The sequence below is a fragment of the Bacillus cereus group sp. N6 genome, from assembly GCF_016483705.1.
Taxonomy (GTDB): domain Bacteria; phylum Bacillota; class Bacilli; order Bacillales; family Bacillaceae_G; genus Bacillus_A; species Bacillus_A wiedmannii.
The window spans coordinates 64157-84711 of the sequence record NZ_JAEHBI010000008.1 but is presented as its reverse complement, the minus strand read 5'-3'; the positions used below and the strand labels follow the sequence as shown (position 1 = coordinate 84711).

The following is a 20555-nucleotide window of genomic DNA, read 5'->3' as shown; positions in this document are numbered from 1 at the left end:
AGAGGTGATAGAGTAGGAGAATGGTTAGTTTTATTTTTTTTGACCTTCATTGAGAATGATAATCACCAAAAGAAATAGGGACTTATGTTAAAATGTAAATCGCTCTTTATAAGGAATAGGGAGGGATATTATTTTTAACACGTAGTGAGAATGATAATCAATAATATCTACATTACATAAATAAATTACAATTAAATAATGATAGAGGATTATTATTTTTTTCTTATATATTGAGAATAATTATCATTTTCAAAAAAGTATGGATGAAAGATAAACAAGGAGGAAGTAAGCCAAATGAGAAAGATTTCTGTATTACCCGCTTTTATTATGACGTTCGTATGTATGCTAGCTTTTTTCGTAGTGCCATTTGGACAAGCTTCGGCAAATGTAGCTGACGGTACTTACGATATTAACTATGTCATACAAAAAGCAGAAAATGATTCAGCCTCAATGGCAAATGATTATTTTGAAAAACCAGCTAAGTTAATTGTGAAAAATGGTGAGATGAGAGTACAAATTCCTATGAATCATAGTGCTTGGATTACAGAATTTAAAGCACCAGAGAACGGGAACTTTGTTGATGCAAAAGTTGTTAGTAAAGATGAATCTGCAGATAAAAGAACTGTAGAGTTTAAAATAGACGATTTATCTAAGCCAGCAGCTGTAAAAATTCATGTTGTTGTACCTAACGTAAATTATGACCATAACTACACAATTCGCTTTGCATTTGATGCAAATGTAAAAGCGGTAGGTGGAGAAAATAAAGCAACTACTGTAACAAAGAATAATGATCAAACAAAAACAGATACAAAAGTAATAGAAGAAGTGAAGAAAGAAGAGAGTAAAGAAGCAAATAAAGAGGCAAGCAAAGGAACAAATGAAAGTGGAAAAGCTGAAAAAACAGATAACCCAAAAACAGGCGATGAAGCACGCATCGGATTATTTGCAGTGTTAATTCTTATTTCAGGTGTTTTCTTAATTCGTAAAGTACGTCAAAACTAAATAAAGGAGCGTTATTCCATTGAATAGATATCTTAAAATTGTTGTTGCGATGTGTTTAATGATATTTACATTCGTATCAACATTACAACCTCTTGCAGTTCAAGCAGCAAGCCAACTAGCTGACGGTGAATATTCAATCGGTTTCAAAGTTCTTAAGGATACATCAGATGAAGAATCTATGATGAATCAATACTCTGTAAGTCCAGGAACTTTAAAAGTGAAGGATGGGAAGAAGAAGGTATCCTTTACGTTAGAACATAGTTCATGGATTACGAAGTTTGAAACAGAAAAAAATGGCCAGTTTGTTGCGACAAATGTAATTAGTGAAGATAAAGAAAAAGATACACGAGTAGTAGAATTTGAAGTGGACGATGTAGAGAAAGTATTAAATGCGAAAGTAAAAGTAGATATAGACTTTTTAAATTATCATCATGACTATGATGTGCGTATTGCATTTGATCAAAATAGTATTACACCGATTCATGTAGAAAAACCAAATGAAAAAGAGGATCCAGCAAATAAGCCAGATCCAAATGAAAAACCGGATCCAAGTCAGAAGCCCGACCAAAAGCCTGACCCAGATCAACAACCCAATTCTAACACAATTAACGATGGGAATTATAGTATTCCATTTAAAGTGTTAAAAGATAAGACAGATGAAGAATCTAAGATGAATAATTACATGGTAAATCCAGGAGTATTAAAAGTAGAAAACGGTAAGAAAAAGGCAATTGTAACACTAACAAGTAGCTCATTAATTAAAAATTTCCAAACGGAAAAAGATGGCGCATTTGCTGATGCAAAAGTAGTGAGTGAAGATAAAGAAAAAGATACAAGAGTAGTAGAGTTTGAAGTGGACGATTTATCAAAAAAATTAAATACAAAAGTATTTATCGAAATGGCATCAAGAAACTATAAGCAAACACATGATGTACAACTTTTATTTGAACAAGATAAACTTGAGCCAATTAAGAACGAAGAAAAGCAACCAGACGGTGATAAAAAGCCAGAGGTAGAGAAACCAGAAGTAGAGAAGCCGAATGTTGAAACAATTAAAGACGGTGAATACAGCATCAATTTCAAAGCTTTAAAAGATCAATCAGAAGAAATTTCAATGATGAACACGTATACGAAGAGTCCGGGCGTGTTAAAGGTGAAAGATGGTAAAAAATATGTATCATTCACATTAACGAATAGTGCATGGATTACAAAGTTTGAATTTGAGAAAAATGGTTCGTTCGTTGATGCGAGTGTATTAAGTGAAGATAAAAAAGCTGATACACGCGTAGTGGAAGTAGAAGTAGACGATGTATCTAAAAAGTTAAATGCAAAAGTAAAAGTAGATATCGATTCAATGAATTATCACCATTTTTATGACATTCAATTTGCATTTGATAAAGGTAGCATTAAACCGTTAGATAACCAAGGCGGAAACAATAAGCAAGGCGGAAACGATAACCAAGGCGGAAACGATAACCAAGGCGAAAACAATAACCAAGGCGGAAACGATAACCAAGGCGAAAACAATAAGCAAGGCGGAAACGATAACCAAGGTGGAAACAACAACCAAGGTAACAACACAACCATTGATCCAAAAGCCCTTAAAGATGGTGAATACAGCATTGGCTTTAAAGTTCTAAAAGATCAAACAGAAGAAATTTCAATGATGAACACATATACAAAGAGTCCAGCTGTACTAAAAGTGAAAGATGGTAAGAAGTATGTATCGTTTACATTAACGAATAGTGCATGGATTACAAAGTTTGAGTTTGAGAAGAATAGTTCTTTTGTTAATGCAAAAGTATTAAGTGAGAATAAAGAGCAAAATACAAAAGTAGTAGAGTTAGAAGTAGATGATTTATCTAAAAAATTAAACGCAAAAGTAAAAGTAGATATTGATGCGATGAATTATCACCATTTCTACGATGTTCAATTTGTATTTGATCAAGATAGTATTAAAGTTTTAGGTAACCAAGGCGGAAATAGTAAGCCAAAAGTAATAGTTGATCCGAAAAATTTAGTGGATGGTCAATATGATATTCCATTTAAAGTGTTAAAAGATAAAACAAATGAGCTTTCAAAGATGCATGACTATACTGTACACCCAGCAAAATTAATCGTTAAAGATGGTAAAAAGTACATTGAGATGACGTTGAAAAATAGTGCATGGATTACAAAATTCCAAACGGAAAATAACAGTCTTTTTGCTGATACGAAAGTAGTAAGCGAAGATAAAAATGCAAATACGAGAGTAGTGCAATTTGAAGTAAGTGATTTATTTGCAAAATTAAATGCAAAAGTAAAAGTTGATATCAATGAAATGAACTACCATCATTTCTACGATGTCCAAATTCAATTTGATACAAATAATATTGGTGCGTTAGGAACGATTAAAGAGGATCCAAAAAAAGATCCGAACAATCCAGTGATTACACCGAAAGTAGATAATGTAAAAAAAGTAGATAATCCTGATTTTAACCGAAATGCAGATGATAAGAAGATAAAAGAAGATCAAAAAAATGATTCGAAAAAAGAGAAAAACTCAAAAACGGCAGATACAGCACAACTAGGTTTATACATGGTGCTATTGCTTGGGTCACTTGCTTTACTAGTTCGTAAATATAGAGCAGGAAGATTGTAATTTTTGGAGTCTTGATGCATGTTCGCATGCATCAAGACTTGTTTCATATTGTTTGGAAAGGAGTGTTGATTGAGAGTGAAGAAAATTGCTAGTGTACTAATGGCTATCATTCTATTAGTGAGTATAGCTGGATGCTCGGCGCCCAAAAAAGAAGCAGCAAAACAGGTAAAGAGTGAGAGAATTGTTGCAACGACAGTTGCTGTTACTGAAATTATGGATGCGTTAGAAGTAGATTTAGTTGGTATTCCAACAAGTACGAAAGATTTACCAAAGAGATATAAAGGTTTACCTGAAGTCGGGAATCCGATGAGTCCTGATATGGAAAAGGTAAAGTCATTAAAGCCGTCAGAAGTATTATCCGTGACAACACTTGAATATGAATTAAAGCCAGTTTTTGATGGTGTGGGCACGAAAGCAAATTTTTTAGATTTAACAAGCTTGAAAAATATGCAAAATTCCATTAGCGATTTAGGTAAGCAATATGGACGTGAAAAGCAGGCTGAAGCAGTTGTAACAAAGTTAGATAACAAGGTTGCAGAGATTAAAAAAGCAGTAAAGGGAAAGAAAGAACCGACAGTGCTTATTTTATTAGGTGTACCAGGGAGTTATTTAGTAGCAACAGAGCATTCTTATATTGGAGATCTAGTGAAACAACTAGGTGGCAAAAATATTGTGCAAGGTGAACAAGTAGAGTATTTAGCTTCTAATACAGAGTATTTAAAAAAAGCTGATCCAGATATTATTTTACGAGCAGCTCATGGTATGCCTGATGAAGTTGTGAAAATGTTTGATAAAGAATTTAAAACAAATGATATTTGGAAACATTTCGTTGCCGTTAAAAATAACCGTGTTTACGATTTAGAAGAGCGCTTATTTGGGACGACAGGTAATTTAGCAGCAATGGAAGCGTTAGATGAATTGAAAAAAATGATGTATCCGTGATGCATTTTAATATAAAGGAAGAGTGGAATGAATAAAAAAACTTGGAGTTTCCTCATTGTTACTGCATTGCTTATTGTTATGACATCATTGTCAGCGATGAAAGGGAGTTTAGAAATAGGTATTGTTGAGCTTGTGCAAGGGATATTTACAGGGGGAAATGAAGATGTTGGAGTGATTAAAGATTTACGTTTCCCACGTATTATTATTGCACTATTTACTGGAGCAGCTCTGGCCGTTTCAGGTGTGCTTTTTCAAGCTGTTATGAAAAATCCACTTGCTGATGCTGGGGTAATCGGGATATCTTCTGGAGCAAGTTTTATGACACTTGTTATTATTACGCTATTCCCACAATTCTTTTTCTGGACACCAGTATTCGCCTTTTTAGGTGGTGCGTTTGCATGTTATCTCGTTTATGCATTTTCATGGAAGTCAGGGTTAAGTCCGCTTCGCATTATTTTAGTTGGTATAGCTATTAATGCAATGTTCACTGGATTAAATGAATCGTTCATTACGATTTGCGGATACTTCATTAAGAGTATTAAGCAAACGACGACTTCTAACATAACGATGAAGACGTGGGACGATGTAGAAATAATGGTTACATATGGAACGATTGGTCTTATTCTTGCTCTGTTTGTAGGAGCTTGGTGTAACTTATTATCGCTACAAGATAAGACTGCGAAAAACTTAGGTTTGCACGTGACGAGAGTTCGTCTTATTATTTCTGCTATTGCAGTACTTTTAGCAGCAGTATCAACAGCAATTGCAGGTGTTATTGCTTTCGTAGGATTACTCGTTCCGCACATTTCAAGACAACTAGTCGGTTCGGATCATAAAGTATTAATTCCATTTTCTGCTCTTGCAGGAGCGTTATTAATTTTGACGGCGGATACGATTGGAAGGTTAATTGTGCCACCTAACGAAATTCCAGCAGCGACGATTATGGCAGTGATTGGTGGCCCATTCTTAATATTCTTGCTTAGAAAGAGTGATAAAGTTCATGGAAATTAAAAATGTAACCTTTTCGTATGATAATGTAACGGATCGATTAAAGTCGGTTAGTAGTGAAATAGAAATTGGTAAAATTACAACAATTATTGGTCCAAACGGTTGTGGGAAATCGACATTACTTGGTGTGATGTCAAGAAATCACGACCCTCGTAGCGGAGAGATAATACTCGATGGGAAGGCGATTAGTCAATATAAACCGAAAGAGTTTGCTAGAAAGTTAGCCGTTGTCCATCAACAAAATGAAGCACCGGCAGACATGACGGTAGAGAAATTAACAAGTTATGGTCGTATGCCTCATAAAAATATTTTTTCCTCGCAAACTGATGAAGATAGAGAAGCAATCGAAAGGGCTTTAGCATGTACGAATTTGCTAAGTAAACGTGATAAAGAGATTCACGCCTTATCTGGTGGAGAAAGACAACGTGTTTGGATTGCCATGACGTTAGCTCAGAAAACACCAATGCTCTTTTTAGATGAACCGACAACATATTTAGATATTTATTATCAACTTGAAATATTAGAGCTAGTAAAAGAGTTAAATGAAGTACATGGATTGACGATCGTTATGGTATTACATGATATCAATCAGGCGATTCGCTATAGTGATCATATTATTGTTATGAAAGACGGCGAAATTGTTACGAAAGGTAAGCCGAATGATGTTGTGACAGAAAGTATGATAAAGACGATATACGGTGTAGATGTCGTTGTAAAGCAAGATGAAGATACAGGGTTGTATATGGTCCCAATGGGTATTTAAATATGCGAACAATCCGTTTTGAGGTGATGATTTGAGTAGTAAAAAAGAACGGAAGAAGAATTCTTTTTTTCAACGAATACTTACAGTTGTTTTTTTAGGTACCTTTTTCTATTCAGTATATGAATTAGGTGATATTTTCATGGATTACTATGAAAATCGTAAAGTAATGGCCGAAGCACAAAACATTTATGAAAAGAGTCCGATGGAAGAGCAATCACAAGACGGGGAAGTACGTAAACAGTTCAAAGCTCTGCAGCAAATTAACCAAGAAATAGTTGGATGGATTACGATGGATGATACACAAATTAATTATCCAATCGTTCAGGCGAAAGACAATGATTACTATTTATTTCGTAATTATAAAGGTGAAGATATGAGAGCAGGCAGCATTTTTATGGACTATCGTAATGATGTGAAATCTCAAAATCGAAATACTATTTTATATGGTCACCGTATGAAAGATGGTTCTATGTTTGGAAGTTTAAAGAAAATGTTAGATGAAGAGTTCTTCATGTCGCATCGTAAATTATATTACGATACATTATTTGAAGGATATGATCTTGAAGTGTTCTCGGTGTATACAACAACAACTGATTTTTATTACATTGAAACGGATTTTAGCAATGATACGGAATACACATCGTTTTTGGAGAAAATTCAAGAAAAATCGCTGTACAAAACGGATACAAAATTGACAGCGAGTGATCAAATCGTAACACTTTCGACGTGTGACTATGCACTTGATCCGGAAGCAGGAAGGTTAGTCGTGCATGCGAAACTAGTAAAGAGATAGTAAAAAAAAGTATAGAATATGAGAAGTGGTAACGCTTCTCATATTCTATACTTTAAAAAAGAAATATGTTTACTGTGCTGCAGCCATTGGCATACGTACAACTTCAACATTGTAGTAAGTGATTTTATTATCAAGAATATATTCTGGCATCCCACCTTGATGTGAATGAGCATCTTTAAATGCTGAGCTCTTCGTCCAACCTTGGAAATCTTCTTTTGCATTCCAGCGTGTGCTAATTGTTACTTCATCATAATCAACTGTATTTTGCGTTAAAAGAACTTCTAATCCTAAAAAGCCTGGCATCGTTTCGACTTGACCTACTTTATTAAAACGCTCAATTAATTTATGTCCATTTCCCTTTGTAATTTTAGCTGTATTTGTAACAATAATCATGTTTTATTCCTCCTATAAATGTAGCCTTTATTTTCGAGAACTCATATACATTAAATGATAATGAAAATCATTATCATTGTCAATGGTAAATGTGAAATAAATAAGTTTTTTGATTATTTCGGACAGTAAGATTTCCATTTCAAAATGTAGTAAATATGTGGCGGTTAAGTGAGAGAATGAGCGAGTTGTACTAGCAAAGCAATAATATGGTATAGTGAAACGAGGCTGTTTTTTCAGGCTCGTTTTTTAAATGCTTCCTATAGAGAAAGCATGCAAATGGAAAGGAAGTTATTATATGCGATCAGAAGTAACTGTAAAAATAAAACCGAAATTTATAAAAGAAATTAAAAGTGGATATCCGCTTATTTTAAAAGATGCGATTCAAAATTTAAATGATGTTCAGGAAGAAGGAACAATCATTAAAGTAGTAGATGAGAAGAACCATTTTGTCGGAAAAGGTTATTATGGAAAACAAAATAAAGGATACGGCTGGATTTTAACGAGAAAAGAGAGTGAACAAATTAATCAATCTTTCTTTGAAAGTAAAATAAAATCTGCCTTACATAAACGAAAGCAATTTTACAAATCAAGTGATACGACAGCATTCCGTGCCCTAAATGGTGAAGGTGATGGTCTTGGAGGCTTAATTATTGATTATTATGACGGCTATTATGTAGTAAGTTGGTATAGTGAAGGGATTTATACTTTCAGAGATGAGATTATAGCAGCTCTTCAAAAAGTAGCAAACTTTAAAGGTATTTATGAGAAAAAGCGTTTTGATACGAAAGGGAAATACATTGAAGGCGATGATTTCGTAGCAGGAGTACGCGGTGAGTTCCCGCTTATCGTAAAAGAGAACGGTGTGAACTTTGCTGTTTATTTAAATGACGGAGCGATGGTTGGTGTATTTTTAGATCAGCGTAACGTTCGAAAACAAATTCGTGATAAATATGCAAAGGGGAGAACAGTATTAAATATGTTCTCTTATACAGGTGCTTTCTCTGTATTTGCAGCGCTTGGCGGAGCGAGTAAAACGACGAGTGTCGACCTTGCAAATCGTAGTTTAAGTAAAACGATTGAGCAATTTAGTGTAAATGAAGTTGATTATGAAGCGCAAGATATTATTGTAGAAGATGTATTTCTTTACTTCAAATATGCAGCTAAGAAAAAGATGAAATTTGATATGGTCGTACTTGATCCTCCAAGTTTTGCACGCTCAAAAAAATATACATTTAGTGCAGCGAAAGATTATAAAAACTTACTAAAAGAAACAATTGCGATTACAGAAAATAACGGGATTATCGTTGCTTCTACAAACTGTAGCGCATTTGATATGAAAAAGTTTAAAGGATTTATCGATACGGCATTTAAAGAAATGAATGGCAAATATAAAATATTAGAAGAACATTCTTTACCAGAAGATTTTCGTACCATTGATCAATTCAAAGAAGGAGACTATTTAAAAGTAGTTTTCATTGAGAAAATTAAAGGGTAATAAAGAAAAAGGAGCTCGAGTTTACTTGAGCTCCTTTTCTTATTGAACGATATTTTGTACTCTACCGACTTGCCCGTCCTGCAATCGTACTTTAATGCCATGTGGATGAGAAGGGGAGTTTGTTAAAATATCTTTTACAATGCCACGTGTTAATTTACCGGTGCGTTGATCTTGTTTTAATACAATATCAACTTCAAGACCGGGTGCGATATTAGAACGTTTTTGTCCGTTCATTTATACACCTGTACGTCTACGTTGGTTGTTTGTTTTCTTCGTTTGTTGGTTTTGTAATTTTTTTGTTTCTTGGCTTTGATTTGTATTATTTGAACCATTTCCATTTCCTTGCTTTTTCTTTGCAAGTTGTTCGCGCATTAAATCAGCTAAGCTTACTTTTTTGTTTTCTGACATGATAAAGTCTCCTTTATATAAAGTTAATTATGAACTATCGTAGTAAATTTCATCATATCATTGTTATGGAAGGAAGGGAAGTTGGTTTGAAAATTCATATAATTCTTTCCAGTATTCATTCGTTACGATACAATTAAAATGTTAATGTTTGTAAAAAAGGGGATAGACATATGTCACATCATATTTTATTAGTTGAAGATGACATCTCAATTCAAGAGATGGTGGAAAAGTATTTAATAAAAGAAGGTTTTCAAGTTACAATCGCGTCTGACGGAGAAGAAGGGGTGCAAGCATTTTTTAAATCATCCTTTGATTTAGTTATCCTCGACATTATGATGCCAAAGCTAGATGGCTTAGAGGTTGTGCGAATCATTCGGGAAAAAAGTGCAGTTCCGATTTTAATGATGTCGGCAAAAGATACAGATGTTGATAAAGCTGTTGGGTTAGGACTTGGAGCAGATGATTACATTTGTAAGCCGTTTTCTATGATTGAATTGGCTGCACGTGTAAAAGCGGGTATTCGGAGGTCTACGAAATATTCGGCTACAGAAACAACAGAAAAGATGATTCAAATTTGTGATTTAGCAATTGATCCAATTAATTTTACGGTTGAAAAAAACGGGAAGCCCCTCAAACTTACTTTAAAAGAATTTGAGATTTTAAAGCTATTCGTAAAGAATCAAAATCGTGTATTTACAAAAGCACAAATATATACGTTAGTTTGGAACGAAGAGTATTACGGTGATGATAATGTTATAAATGTTCATATGAGAAGATTGCGCGAGAAAATTGAAAGTGATCCATCTAATCCAGAGTATATTAAAACGTTATGGGGTATCGGCTATAAGTTGGAAGTGATGTAATATGGTTAATTTGTTAATAGGTATTATTTTTATATTGTTATGTATCATTTACATACAATATAAAATGAGAAAAAATAGTAGTAAAAATTTACGATACACATATGAAAAGTTAGAAAGTATTGTAAATGGACAAACAGGCGAGAAGTTACTCGTTATGACAGATAATCTACAATTGCAAAAATTACTAGTGGCAATTAATCAATTATTAGATGCAAAACAGAAAACGAATGCAGATCATGCAAAAGTAGAAATTTCGATGAGAAAAATGCTTTCAAATATTTCACATGATTTAAAGACACCACTTACAGTTATTCTTGGATATATAGAAATGTTAAATAAGGATAAAACGATAAGTAAAGAAGAACAGCAAATATTACTTGAAAAGGTGCATGTGAAAACACTAGAAGTAATGGAACTAATTCATAAGTTTTTTGATTTAGCAAAATTAGAATCTGGTGACAAAGCAATCGAGATGACAAAAGTAAATATGAATGAAGTTTGCCGTGAGAAGATTTTATCTTTTTATGATTTAGTGACGACGAAAGGGTTTCAAGTTCATATTGATATACCAGAAAGAAATATATATGCACTTGGAAATATAGAAGTATTAGGCAGGGTATTAAATAATTTAATATCAAATGCGATTACATATGGAGAAGATGGAAAGACACTTGGTATGACGTTAAGAGATGATGAAACGAATGTGTATATAGATGTATGGGATACAGGAAAAGGAATTGATGAATCTCATATTGATAAAGTGTTTGAGCGTATGTACACACTGGAAGATTCGAGAAATAGATTGTATCAAGGGAGCGGTTTAGGGTTAACGATTACGAAACGGCTTGTGGAAGCGATGGATGGAAAAATTAACCTTTCTAGTAAGCCATATAAAAAAACGATTTTTACAGTTGTATTAAAAAAGATGCTGTTTTAGCTTGTAGAGAAGTAGATTCTACAAGCTTTTTTCAGCGTAAGGAATTTGTAAGGAACGGGTAAGAAAAAAGAGATTTCCGTTGTCTATTATAGAAGTATAAGGTAGTGCGAAAGGAGACAGTGACATGACATATATATTAAAAACGAATCAGTTAACGAAAGTGTTTAAAGGGAAAGAAGTTATTTCTAGCGTCAACATGCATGTGAAAAAAGGAGAGATATACGGTTTCTTAGGACCGAATGGTGCAGGTAAAACAACGATTATGAAAATGATTACAAATTTAATAAAACCGACGAGCGGTGATATTGAAATTTTTGGTGAGAAGTTAACGGATACATCTTATGAATTGTTAAAGCGCATGGGGACAATTATCGAATATCCAATCTTTTATGATAAATTAACGGCGAAGGAAAACTTAGAATTACATTGTGAATATATGGGGTATTACGACAAGAACGCAATTGATCATGCTTTAAATTTAGTGAAATTGCACGGTATAGATGATAAAAAAGTAAAAGATTTTTCATTAGGTATGAAGCAACGACTTGGTATTGCAAGGGCAATCATGACAAAGCCAGAATTACTCATTTTAGATGAACCTATTAACGGCTTAGATCCAATTGGTATTAAAGAATTACGAGACTTATTTAAAATGCTCTGCAAAGAATATGGTATTACGTTATTAGTCTCTAGTCATATTTTAGGCGAGATGGAACAAATGGCGGATACAATTGGTGTAATTCAAAATGGAAAACTAATAAAAGAAGTTTCAATGAAGAGTATTAACGGAAAACAAACAGAGTACATTGAAATTACTGTTCTTGATGTGAAGCGTGCAGCTTATATTTTAGAAGATAAACTCGGTATAAAAAATTACAAAATAATGAGTGGAAATATGATTCGTGTGTATGAATTGGCGGCGACACAGCAAGCCATTTCAAAAGCACTTATTATGAACGATGTAGAAATTGAAAGTATTAATAAAAAACATAGTTCCTTAGAAGAATATTTCTTAAATGTAATGGATGGAGAGGGCATTCATGCTTAATGGATTGTTAGTGAATCTAGTAAGTGGATTGATTGTAATGTTCATAAGTGGGATTTTATATTATAGAAAACCTGAGCGGAAATGGCCGTTAATTTTACTAGTGATAGGAATAGTAAGCGTAGTTACGGCTGGAATTAGAATGTTAATAGCATAGAGATAGTTATGTCAGTAATGGAGGTGTGGTTTATATGTTTAAATTAATGAAACTTGAATGGAAAAAACATAAATTATCTAGTTACTTTAAAGGGGTAGCCATTTGTATTATAGCAATTTTTGCTGCGGTAAGTCTTATGGGGTTGGGAGCGAAAGGTGAAGCAGATGCGGCGCTCACTGATTTCACAAAATATATGACTTTAGCAAACATATTTATTAGGATGACATTTCTTATTTTTAGTGCGGTCATTTTATCGCGTTTAGTAATTGATGAGTATAAGAATAAAACGATGCAACTATTGTTTATGTATCCACTGCAAAGGAAAAAGTTAATGAGAGCGAAATTAACAATTGTTTTTAGTTTTTGTTTTATTAGCATGATTATTGCTACGTTCACTATTAGTTTGCTCATATTTTTTATGAACCCAATGATAGGGCTAATTGAAACACCTATTACGATGGGAGAAATAATAGCTACCGTTCCAGCTACTTTTATAAGTGCATTTATGATATCTGGAATAAGTTTAATTCCTTTATTTTTTGGGATGAGAAAGAAATCGACACCGACAACGATTACTTCTGCAGTAATAATTGGGATGCTAATGAACAGTAACGTTGGTCCTGGAAACGGTCAAGTAAGTATGTATGATTTTATATTTATCCCAATTGTACTCTGTTTATTAGGAATTTTTATTAGTTATCTTTCGTATCGTAAAATCGACAAGATTGATGTAGCGTGAAGGAAGCTTAAAACAACGACGAACTGGGGTATGAACAGTGAAAAAAATAATAGTAATTGCAATATTATTAATTACAATTGCTAGTGTGGTTTTTGGTTTTAAGACATTTCAGGGGAAAGATTTTAAGAAAGAAAAGTCTTTTGAGATAAATCATATAAAAGAAATAGAAGTGGACAATGAAAACTGGGATATTGAATTTAAAAGTACAGACGCTAACAAAATAGTGATTTTGGCTCAAGGTAAACAAGTGGATAAAGAGATAGATCCTGTCGAAATAGAACATGAAGGGAATAAAGTTATAGTTAAGCAAAAACAAAAGGCGACCAGATTCTTTAATGGTTTTACGTTTAGGAAGAAAAATAGTATATCTATAGTTGTTCCGAAGAAAGAAATAGATAAAATTGTATTAAATAATAAATCGGGTGATGTGAAAATAAGAGATATAGTAGTAAAAAGTATCGTGACAAAAGGCAAGTCTGGAGATGGAATGATTACGGGACTATCGGCAGAGAAGGGTGAATTTACATCCGAAAGCGGAGATTTAATGTTAAAAGATAGTTCATTACAAGAAGTAAATATAACTTCTACTACTGGCGATAATTATGTGAAAAATATAAAAAACGAAAATATGAACATCACTTCAACATCCGGTGAAGTATTACTGAAAGATGTGATAGAAGGAAAATCATTATTTGTAGAAACAAAATCAGGAGATATTGGCGTAAGATATAAAGGTGTTCCAGCTTCATTGAAACTTACGGCTAAAAGTAATTCGTCTGACGTAATGATAGATTTAAAAGGACTTAAGAAAGATAAAAATACAGAAAAGATAAAAGCAGGAACGATTGGTGATGCGAAAAACAAAATGGAGATTTTAAGTAAAACAGGGGTAATTTATATCGATTAAAATGTAAATGAAAGGAGGACTATTATGCTACGTCTTATGAAGCTAGAACTGAAGAAATTTAAGATTGGATGGTATGTGAGGGGAGCGATTATTGCAAATATCGCTATACTGGCATTACTGATCTTTACGAGCATCGTTTCTCAAATAGAAGGAGATCCAGAAATAAGAGATCCACAGATGGTTTTGTTAATGGCTAGTACATTAGTAAGAGCAACATTTATTATTTTTGGTAGTGTGTTAATCGCAAGGTTAATAATTAGTGAATATAAAAACAAAACAATACTACTTATGTTTTCTTATCCAATTAACCGAAAGAAAATGATGGTTAGTAAGTTGGTTATTACAGCAACATTAACATTTATAACAGTTATTTTATCTAATATTTTAGTAGTAGGAATGTTCTTTGGGATAGATAGCTATTTTTCAATTCTTCCTAATTCATTCACAGTAGATCAATTGATGCAAGAAGGGATAAACCTTGTTCCTTTAGCCGTTGCAACTGCGGGAATAAGTTTAATCCCACTATATTTCGGAATGCGTAAACGTTCAGTGCCAACTACAATTGTTTCATCCCTTATCGTTGTATCAATTGCAATGAATAGCACTACGTTTTCTGTAGCAACTTTTCTTCCTCTTCAACTAGCATTGGCAGCAATTGGAGTTGTGATTGCATGTTACGGAATTAAAAATATAGAGAAGGAAGATATAACTGTATGACAAGAATAAAAAAAGAGTTGACGTTACAGCAACTCTTTTTTTGTATATGTATGCTTTGTTACTACTCTGTAAATTTGGAGTGTTTGCTTAAATATGCTTGTACTCCTGGAGAAATATTAAAGTTATTAGGACTTTTATATTCGATAGTAAACTCTCCGTCTTTACTTGTTTCAAAGGAGCTTGCATAGCTATTCATTTTAGCATCGTAAGAAGTATTTTTGACTTCCGCATCTAGATTAAAGTATTTTGTAATATATTCTTTTGATTCCGTAACTGCTGTTTGTTTTCCCCAAGGGGTACCATAACTTGTACAATAAAGAGACACACTGATAACTCCGATAATAGAAGTTAGTAAAATAGTTCCCATAGCTATTTTTTTATTTTTTGTATTCAATTTGGTTGCCCCTCCTCATAATATGTATTCATTTTAACGTATTTTTTCCATAAAACAACCATTTAGCAAAAATAGTTTCACATGAAACAAGTTACAGAAAAAGACAAGATGTGTAAACAACTTGTCTTTTTTTATTGTTACATTTTAGGAGCTTCCATTCCAGCCGCGGCCCATTCTTCTTTTGCAGGACCATATACGCCAGGGACGGTTAAGCCAGCTTGGCGCATTAAAACAGTCATTTGTCCGCGGTGGTGATTTTGATGATTAATGAGTGTCATTAAAAATATAGAATTCGGCATAGGACGACCAAAGAAGTCATTAATAGTAGCTAAGTCTTTATCAGTCCATTCGCCTTGAAGTGCATCAACAAAAGCTGCGTTCACTTTACGATACCCATCTGAAATTGTTTTAGCTGAAGGTGGAACAGGATAATCTTTTGTTTCTCCTTCAAATTTAAGTCCCGTACTAGATAATATAACTGGAATTGCCGTCACGATATGCCAAGCAACTCTGCCTAACGTCCAGTGCCCAGGTGCAATTTCTTTTGACAAAGATTCATCTGTTAATGCATCGAGCATCTTCTGAGTAGACTCAGCCTCGTATGTCCATGATTGCAAGAAGCCTTCAATAGTTTGATACATGTTATCCCTCCTCGTTATGTTCATAGGTTACATTCGTGAAAAAAAGATAGTTTCCTTTTGATCTTATAAGAACGAATAAAAAAGGAGGCTTCTTCCTCATCAACTATAAGAAATAAGGCGCTCCAAGTACAGCAACGTTCAAATTTGTGTTAACGATAAAGAGTTGAATAATTGTTGAGCTGAGAGCTGAAATGCCGATTTCTATTAAAGCAAGGGCTATTGAGCTAAATCCTAATTTCCATGAAAAAAAGGGAAATTTTAACTGCAAGTAGTCCGCCGATGAATACACCAATTGGATTGAAGTTTATATGTATATGCAGAATGAAAAAAAGAATTTCATTTGAGCAAGAAGGCGAAAGTACAAGCAAAAGGAGAGCAAATCGCATGTAATAATTACTAGAATGTATGGAATAAATCTGTGTTTATCCCGACTAGGTAAAGTATTTCTTTGTTATTTAAATAGATGTTTTTTAACTCGGCGATTGTACTTAAAAGATTGAATGTGAAGGAAGTGGTCAACATGTCTTCATGGCGCAATAATATAAATGGGTATTGTGAGTGTAATAATCAAAATGGTGTACATGTTGATTCTTGCTGTTTTAGTTGTGATGGGACAGTTCCTAAGCTGGGCCCAACAGGTCCGACGGGAGTAACAGGAGTAACAGGTCCAACAGGAGCAACGGGAGCAACAGGAGCGACGGGAATAACGGGAGCAACAGGAGCGACGGGAATAACGGGAGCAACAGGAGCGACGGGAATAACAGGTTCAACGGGTCCGACGGGAGCAACAGGAATAACAGGTTCAACAGGTCCAACAGGAGTAACAGGAGCGACGGGAGTAACAGGTCCAACAGGAGCAACAGGAGACACGGGGGCAACTGGCACAAGTATAACGGCAACATACGCTTTTGCAAATAATACGTCGGGAACAGCGATATCGGTACTTCTTGGTGGAACGAATGTCCCGCTTCCGAATAATCAAAATATTGGTCCAGGTATTACTGTTTCTGGGGGGAATACAGTATTTACGGCTGCAAATGCGGGGAATTATTATATTTCATATACGATTAATATAACGGCTTCATTATTAGTCAGTTCGCGGATTACAATTAATGGTGCACCTCTTGCTGGAACGATCAATTCTCCTGCGTTAGCAACTACATCATTTAGTGCAACAATTATTACGACTCTTGCGGCTGGAAGTGCCATTAGTTTGCAACTATTTGGTTTGGTAGCTGTTGCAACGTTATCAACAACTACACCAGGAGCTGTGTTAACGATAATAAGGTTAAGCTAAATAATAACTCTCTTATTCTTTTAAGATTAGGAGAGTTTATACATATAATAAGAAGTTAATGGAGTGAAGCATAGTTATATAAAAGTCAGAATATTATGATTGTAACGTTATGGCGACTATAATATAATGAAACCAACCATCATGAATGAACATTCATTTATTTTTATGTATTTGAAGGGGGAATGAAGGTGGAAAAACCATGGTTGAAAAGTTATCCAGGAGAAATTCCAAGTACGATTTCTTATGATATTCAGCCGCTTCATGGATATGTGGAACAGGTGGCTTCACGCTATCCAGAAAAGAAAGCGCTTCACTTTTTAGGAAAGGATATTACATTTTCAGACTTCCACGATAAGGTGAAGAGGTTTGCAAATTATCTTCAAAAACTCGGTGTGGAAAAGGGTGATCGAGTTGCTATTATGTTGCCGAACTGTCCGCAATCTGTAATTGGTTATTATGGTACATTACTTGCGGGAGGTATCGTAGTACAAACAAATCCACTATATACAGAAAGAGAATTAGAATACCAGCTTCATGACTCGGGAGCAAAAGTAATTCTTTGTCTCGATTTAGTGTTTCCAAGAGTAACGAATGTTCAATCTGCTACAAAAATTGAACATATTATCGTAACTCGGATTGCGGACTTTTTACCCTTCCCTAAAAATTTACTTTATCCATTTGTACAAAAAAGGCAGGCAAATCTTGTTGTGAATGTGTCGGAAAGCGAAACGATTCATCTATGGAAATCAGTAGAACGAGAAAGTAATGTTAATGTTGAAGTGCCTTGTGATCCTGAAAATGATCTAGCTCTTTTACAGTACACTGGAGGAACAACTGGATTTCCGAAAGGCGTTATGTTGACGCATAAAAACCTTGTTTCGAACACTTTAATGGGAGCTCATTGGCTATATAATTGTAAAGAAGGGGAAGAAGTAATTCTTGGTGTCCTTCCGTTCTTTCATGTGTATGGGATGACAGCTGTAATGAATTTAAGTATTATGCAAGGATATAAAATGGTGCTGATTCCGAAGTTTGATATGAAAATGGTTTTTGAAGCGATAAAAAAACATAAAGTCACACTATTTCCAGGGGCACCGACCATTTATATTGCTCTATTAAATAGTCCCCTCTTAAAAGAATATGATATTTCTTCTATTCAAGCTTGTATTAGTGGATCTGCCCCGCTTCCTGTAGAAGTACAGGAAGAGTTTGAGAGAGTTACAGGTGGGAAATTGGTAGAAGGTTATGGATTAACGGAGTCGTCGCCAGTTACACATGGGAATTTTTTGTGGGAAAAACGCGTGCCAGGAAGTATTGGTGTGCCGTGGCCAGATACAGAGGCAAACATTATGTCACTTGAAACTGGAGAGGCTTTACCTCCGGGTGAAATTGGTGAAATTGTTGTAAAGGGTCCTCAAATTATGAAAGGGTATTGGAATAAGCCAGAAGAAACAGCAGCTGTATTACAAGACGGATGGCTTCATACAGGGGATGTTGGTTACATGGATGAAGATGGATTTTTCTATGTGAAAGACCGTAAGAAAGATATGATTGTTGCGAGTGGATTTAATGTGTATCCTCGCGAAGTAGAAGAAGTATTATATGAGCATGAAAAAGTGCAAGAAGTAGTGACGATTGGAGTTCCCGATCCGTACCGGGGAGAGACAGTTAAAGCATTTGTTGTGTTAAAAGAAGGTGCGGAGTGTTCTGAGGAAGAATTAAACCAGTTTGCGCGTAAATATTTAGCGGCTTATAAAGTGCCGAAAGTATATGAGTTTAGAGATGAACTGCCGAAAACGACAGTCGGAAAAATTTTACGCCGTGTCCTAATAGATGAAGAGAAAAGAAAAAATGAGGATGAGCAAACGGGCTAAGGCCCTTTCTTTTTGAAAAAATAGGATTGACACTTTTCTAAATAGTCAGTATTATAAGAATATGAATGACTATTCATTCAGTCATCTTCTTGAAGGGGACAGTAAAGTGAAGAAAAATAGACCGAAATACAATCAAATTATTGATGCGGCAGTCATTGTGATTGCGGAGAATGGGTACCACCAAGCGCAAGTTTCTAAAATAGCAAAGCAAGCTGGGGTAGCTGATGGCACGATTTATTTATATTTTAAAAATAAAGAAGATATATTAATATCCTTATTCCAAGAGAAGATGGGAGATTTTGTCGAAACAATTCGTCAAAAAACAGCAGGAATTGAAAGCGCTGTATCGAAGTTATTCATGTTGGTAGAAACGCACTTCTTGCTGTTATCACAAAATGATCCTCTTGCTATCGTTACGCAATTAGAGCTAAGACAGTCCAATCAAGACTTACGCCTGAAAATAAATGAAGTATTAAAAGGCTACTTACAAGTTATGGATGAGATTTTAGAGACAGGTATAAGGCAAGGTGAATTCCAAGCGGATTTAAATGTTCGCGTGGCAAGACAAATGATCTTTGGAACAGTAGATGAAGTTGTGACCAATTGGGTAATGAGCGATCATAAGTATGATCTGGTCGCACTTTCAAAAACGGTACATGGGCTACTTATTGCAGCTTGTGGTTATCGTCAATAATGGGAGGGATCATGTTGAAATTCCTATCTGTAAGAGTTGAAGATCATATTGCGGTGGCGACGTTAAATCATGCGCCGGCAAACGCGATGTCTTCACAAGTTATGCATGACGTTACTGAATTAATTGATCAAGTGGAGAAGGATGATAACATTCGTGTTGTTGTTATTCACGGTGAAGGGCGCTTCTTCTCAGCGGGAGCAGATATTAAAGAATTTACATCTGTTACTGAAGCGAAGCAAGCGACAGAATTAGCGCAGCTTGGACAAGTTACGTTTGAGCGTGTTGAAAAATGTTCAAAACCAGTTATCGCGGCAATTCATGGAGCGGCACTTGGCGGCGGCCTTGAGTTTGCTATGTCTTGCCACATGCGCTTTGCAACTGAAAGTGCAAAACTTGGTTTACCTGAATTAACACTTGGATTAATTCCTGGATTTGCAGGTACACAGCGATTACCACGTTATGTTGGGAAAGCGAAAGCTTGTGAAATGATGTTAACAAGTACACCAATTACTGGTGCAGAAGCATTAAAATGGGGACTTGTTAACGGAGTTTTTGCTGAAGAAACATTTTTAGATGATACGCTTAAAGTTGCAAAACAGATTGCTGGAAAAAGCCCAGCGACGACTCGTGCTGTACTAGAGTTATTGCAAACGACGAAATCGTCTCATTATTATGAAGGTGTACAACGCGAAGCTCAAATCTTTGGTGAAGTATTTACGGGTGAAGATGGAAGAGAAGGTGTAGCGGCGTTTTTAGAAAAACGTAAGCCTTCATTTAGTGGCAGGTAGTTCAATTATTTTTTTAATATAAATTAACAGAAAATTAAAATTGATAGAATCTTTCTG

Annotated in this window: 23 protein-coding genes; 18 read left to right on the top strand and 5 right to left on the bottom strand. The window is 34.7% G+C overall.

From position 1 onward, the window contains the following. Window positions 1–294: 294 nt before the first annotated feature. The 6 genes from isdC (at window position 295) to srtB (ending at window position 7149) form a co-directional block, all read left to right on the top strand. Window positions 295–1002 (top strand): heme uptake protein IsdC, encoded by a 708-nt coding sequence (isdC, locus tag JDS99_RS09085; protein WP_097907786.1) that lies wholly within the window; start codon window positions 295–297, stop codon window positions 1000–1002. Window positions 1003–1021: 19 nt separating this feature from the next. After that, the gene (locus JDS99_RS09080) at window positions 1022–3643 is read left to right on the top strand and encodes an NEAT domain-containing protein (RefSeq protein ID WP_199694960.1); all 2622 of its coding nucleotides are present in this window, start codon (window positions 1022–1024) and stop codon (window positions 3641–3643) included. 69 nt (window positions 3644–3712) lie between these two features. After that, window positions 3713–4585 carry a heme ABC transporter substrate-binding protein IsdE gene (gene isdE, locus JDS99_RS09075; RefSeq protein ID WP_141555555.1) on the top strand — a complete coding sequence of 291 codons (873 nt, stop codon included), beginning with the start codon at window positions 3713–3715 and terminating at the stop codon, window positions 4583–4585. A gap of 27 nt (window positions 4586–4612) precedes the next feature. Then, on the top strand, window positions 4613–5596 hold the full coding sequence (locus tag JDS99_RS09070) for a FecCD family ABC transporter permease (RefSeq protein WP_199694959.1): 984 nt from the start codon (window positions 4613–4615) through the stop codon (window positions 5594–5596). Further along, a complete protein-coding gene (locus tag JDS99_RS09065) occupies window positions 5586–6356 on the top strand; it encodes an ABC transporter ATP-binding protein (protein WP_000403736.1) in 771 nt (256 codons plus the stop codon). Before JDS99_RS09070 ends, JDS99_RS09065 begins: the two co-directional genes overlap by 11 nt. Before the next feature lie 31 nt (window positions 6357–6387). Beyond that, complete coding sequence (gene srtB, locus JDS99_RS09060) at window positions 6388–7149, top strand: class B sortase (protein ID WP_088064532.1); 762 nt, start codon at window positions 6388–6390, stop codon at window positions 7147–7149. 69 nt (window positions 7150–7218) lie between these two features. Here the strand turns inward: srtB and isdG are convergent, their stop codons facing one another. Beyond that, window positions 7219–7542, bottom strand: coding sequence for a heme oxygenase (isdG, locus tag JDS99_RS09055; RefSeq protein WP_000587825.1), 324 nt, complete (start codon window positions 7540–7542; stop codon window positions 7219–7221). Between the two features lie 295 nt (window positions 7543–7837). Between isdG and JDS99_RS09050 the strand changes: the two genes are divergently transcribed. Next, window positions 7838–9037: a class I SAM-dependent rRNA methyltransferase gene (locus tag JDS99_RS09050; protein ID WP_087985357.1), complete on the top strand. Its 1200-nt coding sequence runs from the start codon at window positions 7838–7840 to the stop codon at window positions 9035–9037. Between the two features lie 39 nt (window positions 9038–9076). Here JDS99_RS09050 and JDS99_RS09045 read toward each other — a convergent pair whose 3' ends face one another. Then, complete coding sequence (locus tag JDS99_RS09045) at window positions 9077–9271, bottom strand: YwbE family protein (protein WP_001014310.1); 195 nt, start codon at window positions 9269–9271, stop codon at window positions 9077–9079. Further along, on the bottom strand, window positions 9272–9445 hold the full coding sequence (locus JDS99_RS09040; RefSeq protein WP_001293585.1) for a hypothetical protein: 174 nt from the start codon (window positions 9443–9445) through the stop codon (window positions 9272–9274). A 170-nt stretch (window positions 9446–9615) separates the two neighbouring features. Here JDS99_RS09040 and JDS99_RS09035 point away from each other — a divergent pair, with 170 nt between their 5' ends. From JDS99_RS09035 to JDS99_RS09005, 7 genes are all read left to right on the top strand, one after another. Then, window positions 9616–10308: a response regulator transcription factor gene (locus tag JDS99_RS09035; protein ID WP_193672082.1), complete on the top strand. Its 693-nt coding sequence runs from the start codon at window positions 9616–9618 to the stop codon at window positions 10306–10308. Between the two features lies 1 nt (window position 10309). Then, window positions 10310–11245 carry a HAMP domain-containing histidine kinase gene (locus JDS99_RS09030; RefSeq protein WP_097907834.1) on the top strand — a complete coding sequence of 312 codons (936 nt, stop codon included), beginning with the start codon at window positions 10310–10312 and terminating at the stop codon, window positions 11243–11245. Between the two features lie 124 nt (window positions 11246–11369). Continuing rightward, window positions 11370–12293 (top strand): ABC transporter ATP-binding protein, encoded by a 924-nt coding sequence (locus JDS99_RS09025; protein ID WP_088064530.1) that lies wholly within the window; start codon window positions 11370–11372, stop codon window positions 12291–12293. Next, window positions 12286–12447, top strand: a complete 162-nt coding sequence (locus JDS99_RS09020) for a hypothetical protein (protein ID WP_199694958.1) — start codon at window positions 12286–12288, stop codon at window positions 12445–12447. Before JDS99_RS09025 ends, JDS99_RS09020 begins: the two co-directional genes overlap by 8 nt. A gap of 34 nt (window positions 12448–12481) precedes the next feature. Continuing rightward, entirely contained in the window at window positions 12482–13186 is a 705-nt protein-coding gene (locus JDS99_RS09015; protein WP_088040211.1) for an ABC transporter permease, read from the top strand. Between the two features lie 37 nt (window positions 13187–13223). Then, on the top strand, window positions 13224–14093 hold the full coding sequence (locus JDS99_RS09010; protein ID WP_097908641.1) for a DUF4097 family beta strand repeat-containing protein: 870 nt from the start codon (window positions 13224–13226) through the stop codon (window positions 14091–14093). A 24-nt stretch (window positions 14094–14117) separates the two neighbouring features. Next, the gene (locus JDS99_RS09005; RefSeq protein ID WP_097908639.1) at window positions 14118–14810 is read left to right on the top strand and encodes an ABC transporter permease; all 693 of its coding nucleotides are present in this window, start codon (window positions 14118–14120) and stop codon (window positions 14808–14810) included. A gap of 61 nt (window positions 14811–14871) precedes the next feature. Here the strand turns inward: JDS99_RS09005 and JDS99_RS09000 are convergent, their stop codons facing one another. Together JDS99_RS09000 and JDS99_RS08995 are read right to left on the bottom strand one after the other, a co-directional pair. After that, complete coding sequence (locus tag JDS99_RS09000; RefSeq protein ID WP_199694957.1) at window positions 14872–15204, bottom strand: YfjL-like protein; 333 nt, start codon at window positions 15202–15204, stop codon at window positions 14872–14874. Between the two features lie 137 nt (window positions 15205–15341). Beyond that, complete coding sequence (locus tag JDS99_RS08995; protein WP_199694956.1) at window positions 15342–15845, bottom strand: DinB family protein; 504 nt, start codon at window positions 15843–15845, stop codon at window positions 15342–15344. Window positions 15846–16365: 520 nt separating this feature from the next. Between JDS99_RS08995 and JDS99_RS08990 the strand changes: the two genes are divergently transcribed. From JDS99_RS08990 to JDS99_RS08975, 4 genes are all read left to right on the top strand, one after another. Further along, on the top strand, window positions 16366–17142 hold the full coding sequence (locus JDS99_RS08990; RefSeq protein ID WP_199694955.1) for a BclA C-terminal domain-containing protein: 777 nt from the start codon (window positions 16366–16368) through the stop codon (window positions 17140–17142). 188 nt (window positions 17143–17330) lie between these two features. Further along, complete coding sequence (locus JDS99_RS08985; protein WP_199694954.1) at window positions 17331–19016, top strand: long-chain-fatty-acid--CoA ligase; 1686 nt, start codon at window positions 17331–17333, stop codon at window positions 19014–19016. A gap of 106 nt (window positions 19017–19122) precedes the next feature. Then, window positions 19123–19710: a TetR/AcrR family transcriptional regulator gene (locus tag JDS99_RS08980; RefSeq protein ID WP_088064524.1), complete on the top strand. Its 588-nt coding sequence runs from the start codon at window positions 19123–19125 to the stop codon at window positions 19708–19710. Window positions 19711–19721: 11 nt separating this feature from the next. Continuing rightward, a complete protein-coding gene (locus tag JDS99_RS08975; protein ID WP_000911294.1) occupies window positions 19722–20498 on the top strand; it encodes an enoyl-CoA hydratase in 777 nt (258 codons plus the stop codon). The last annotated feature ends 57 nt before the right edge of the window (window positions 20499–20555 follow it).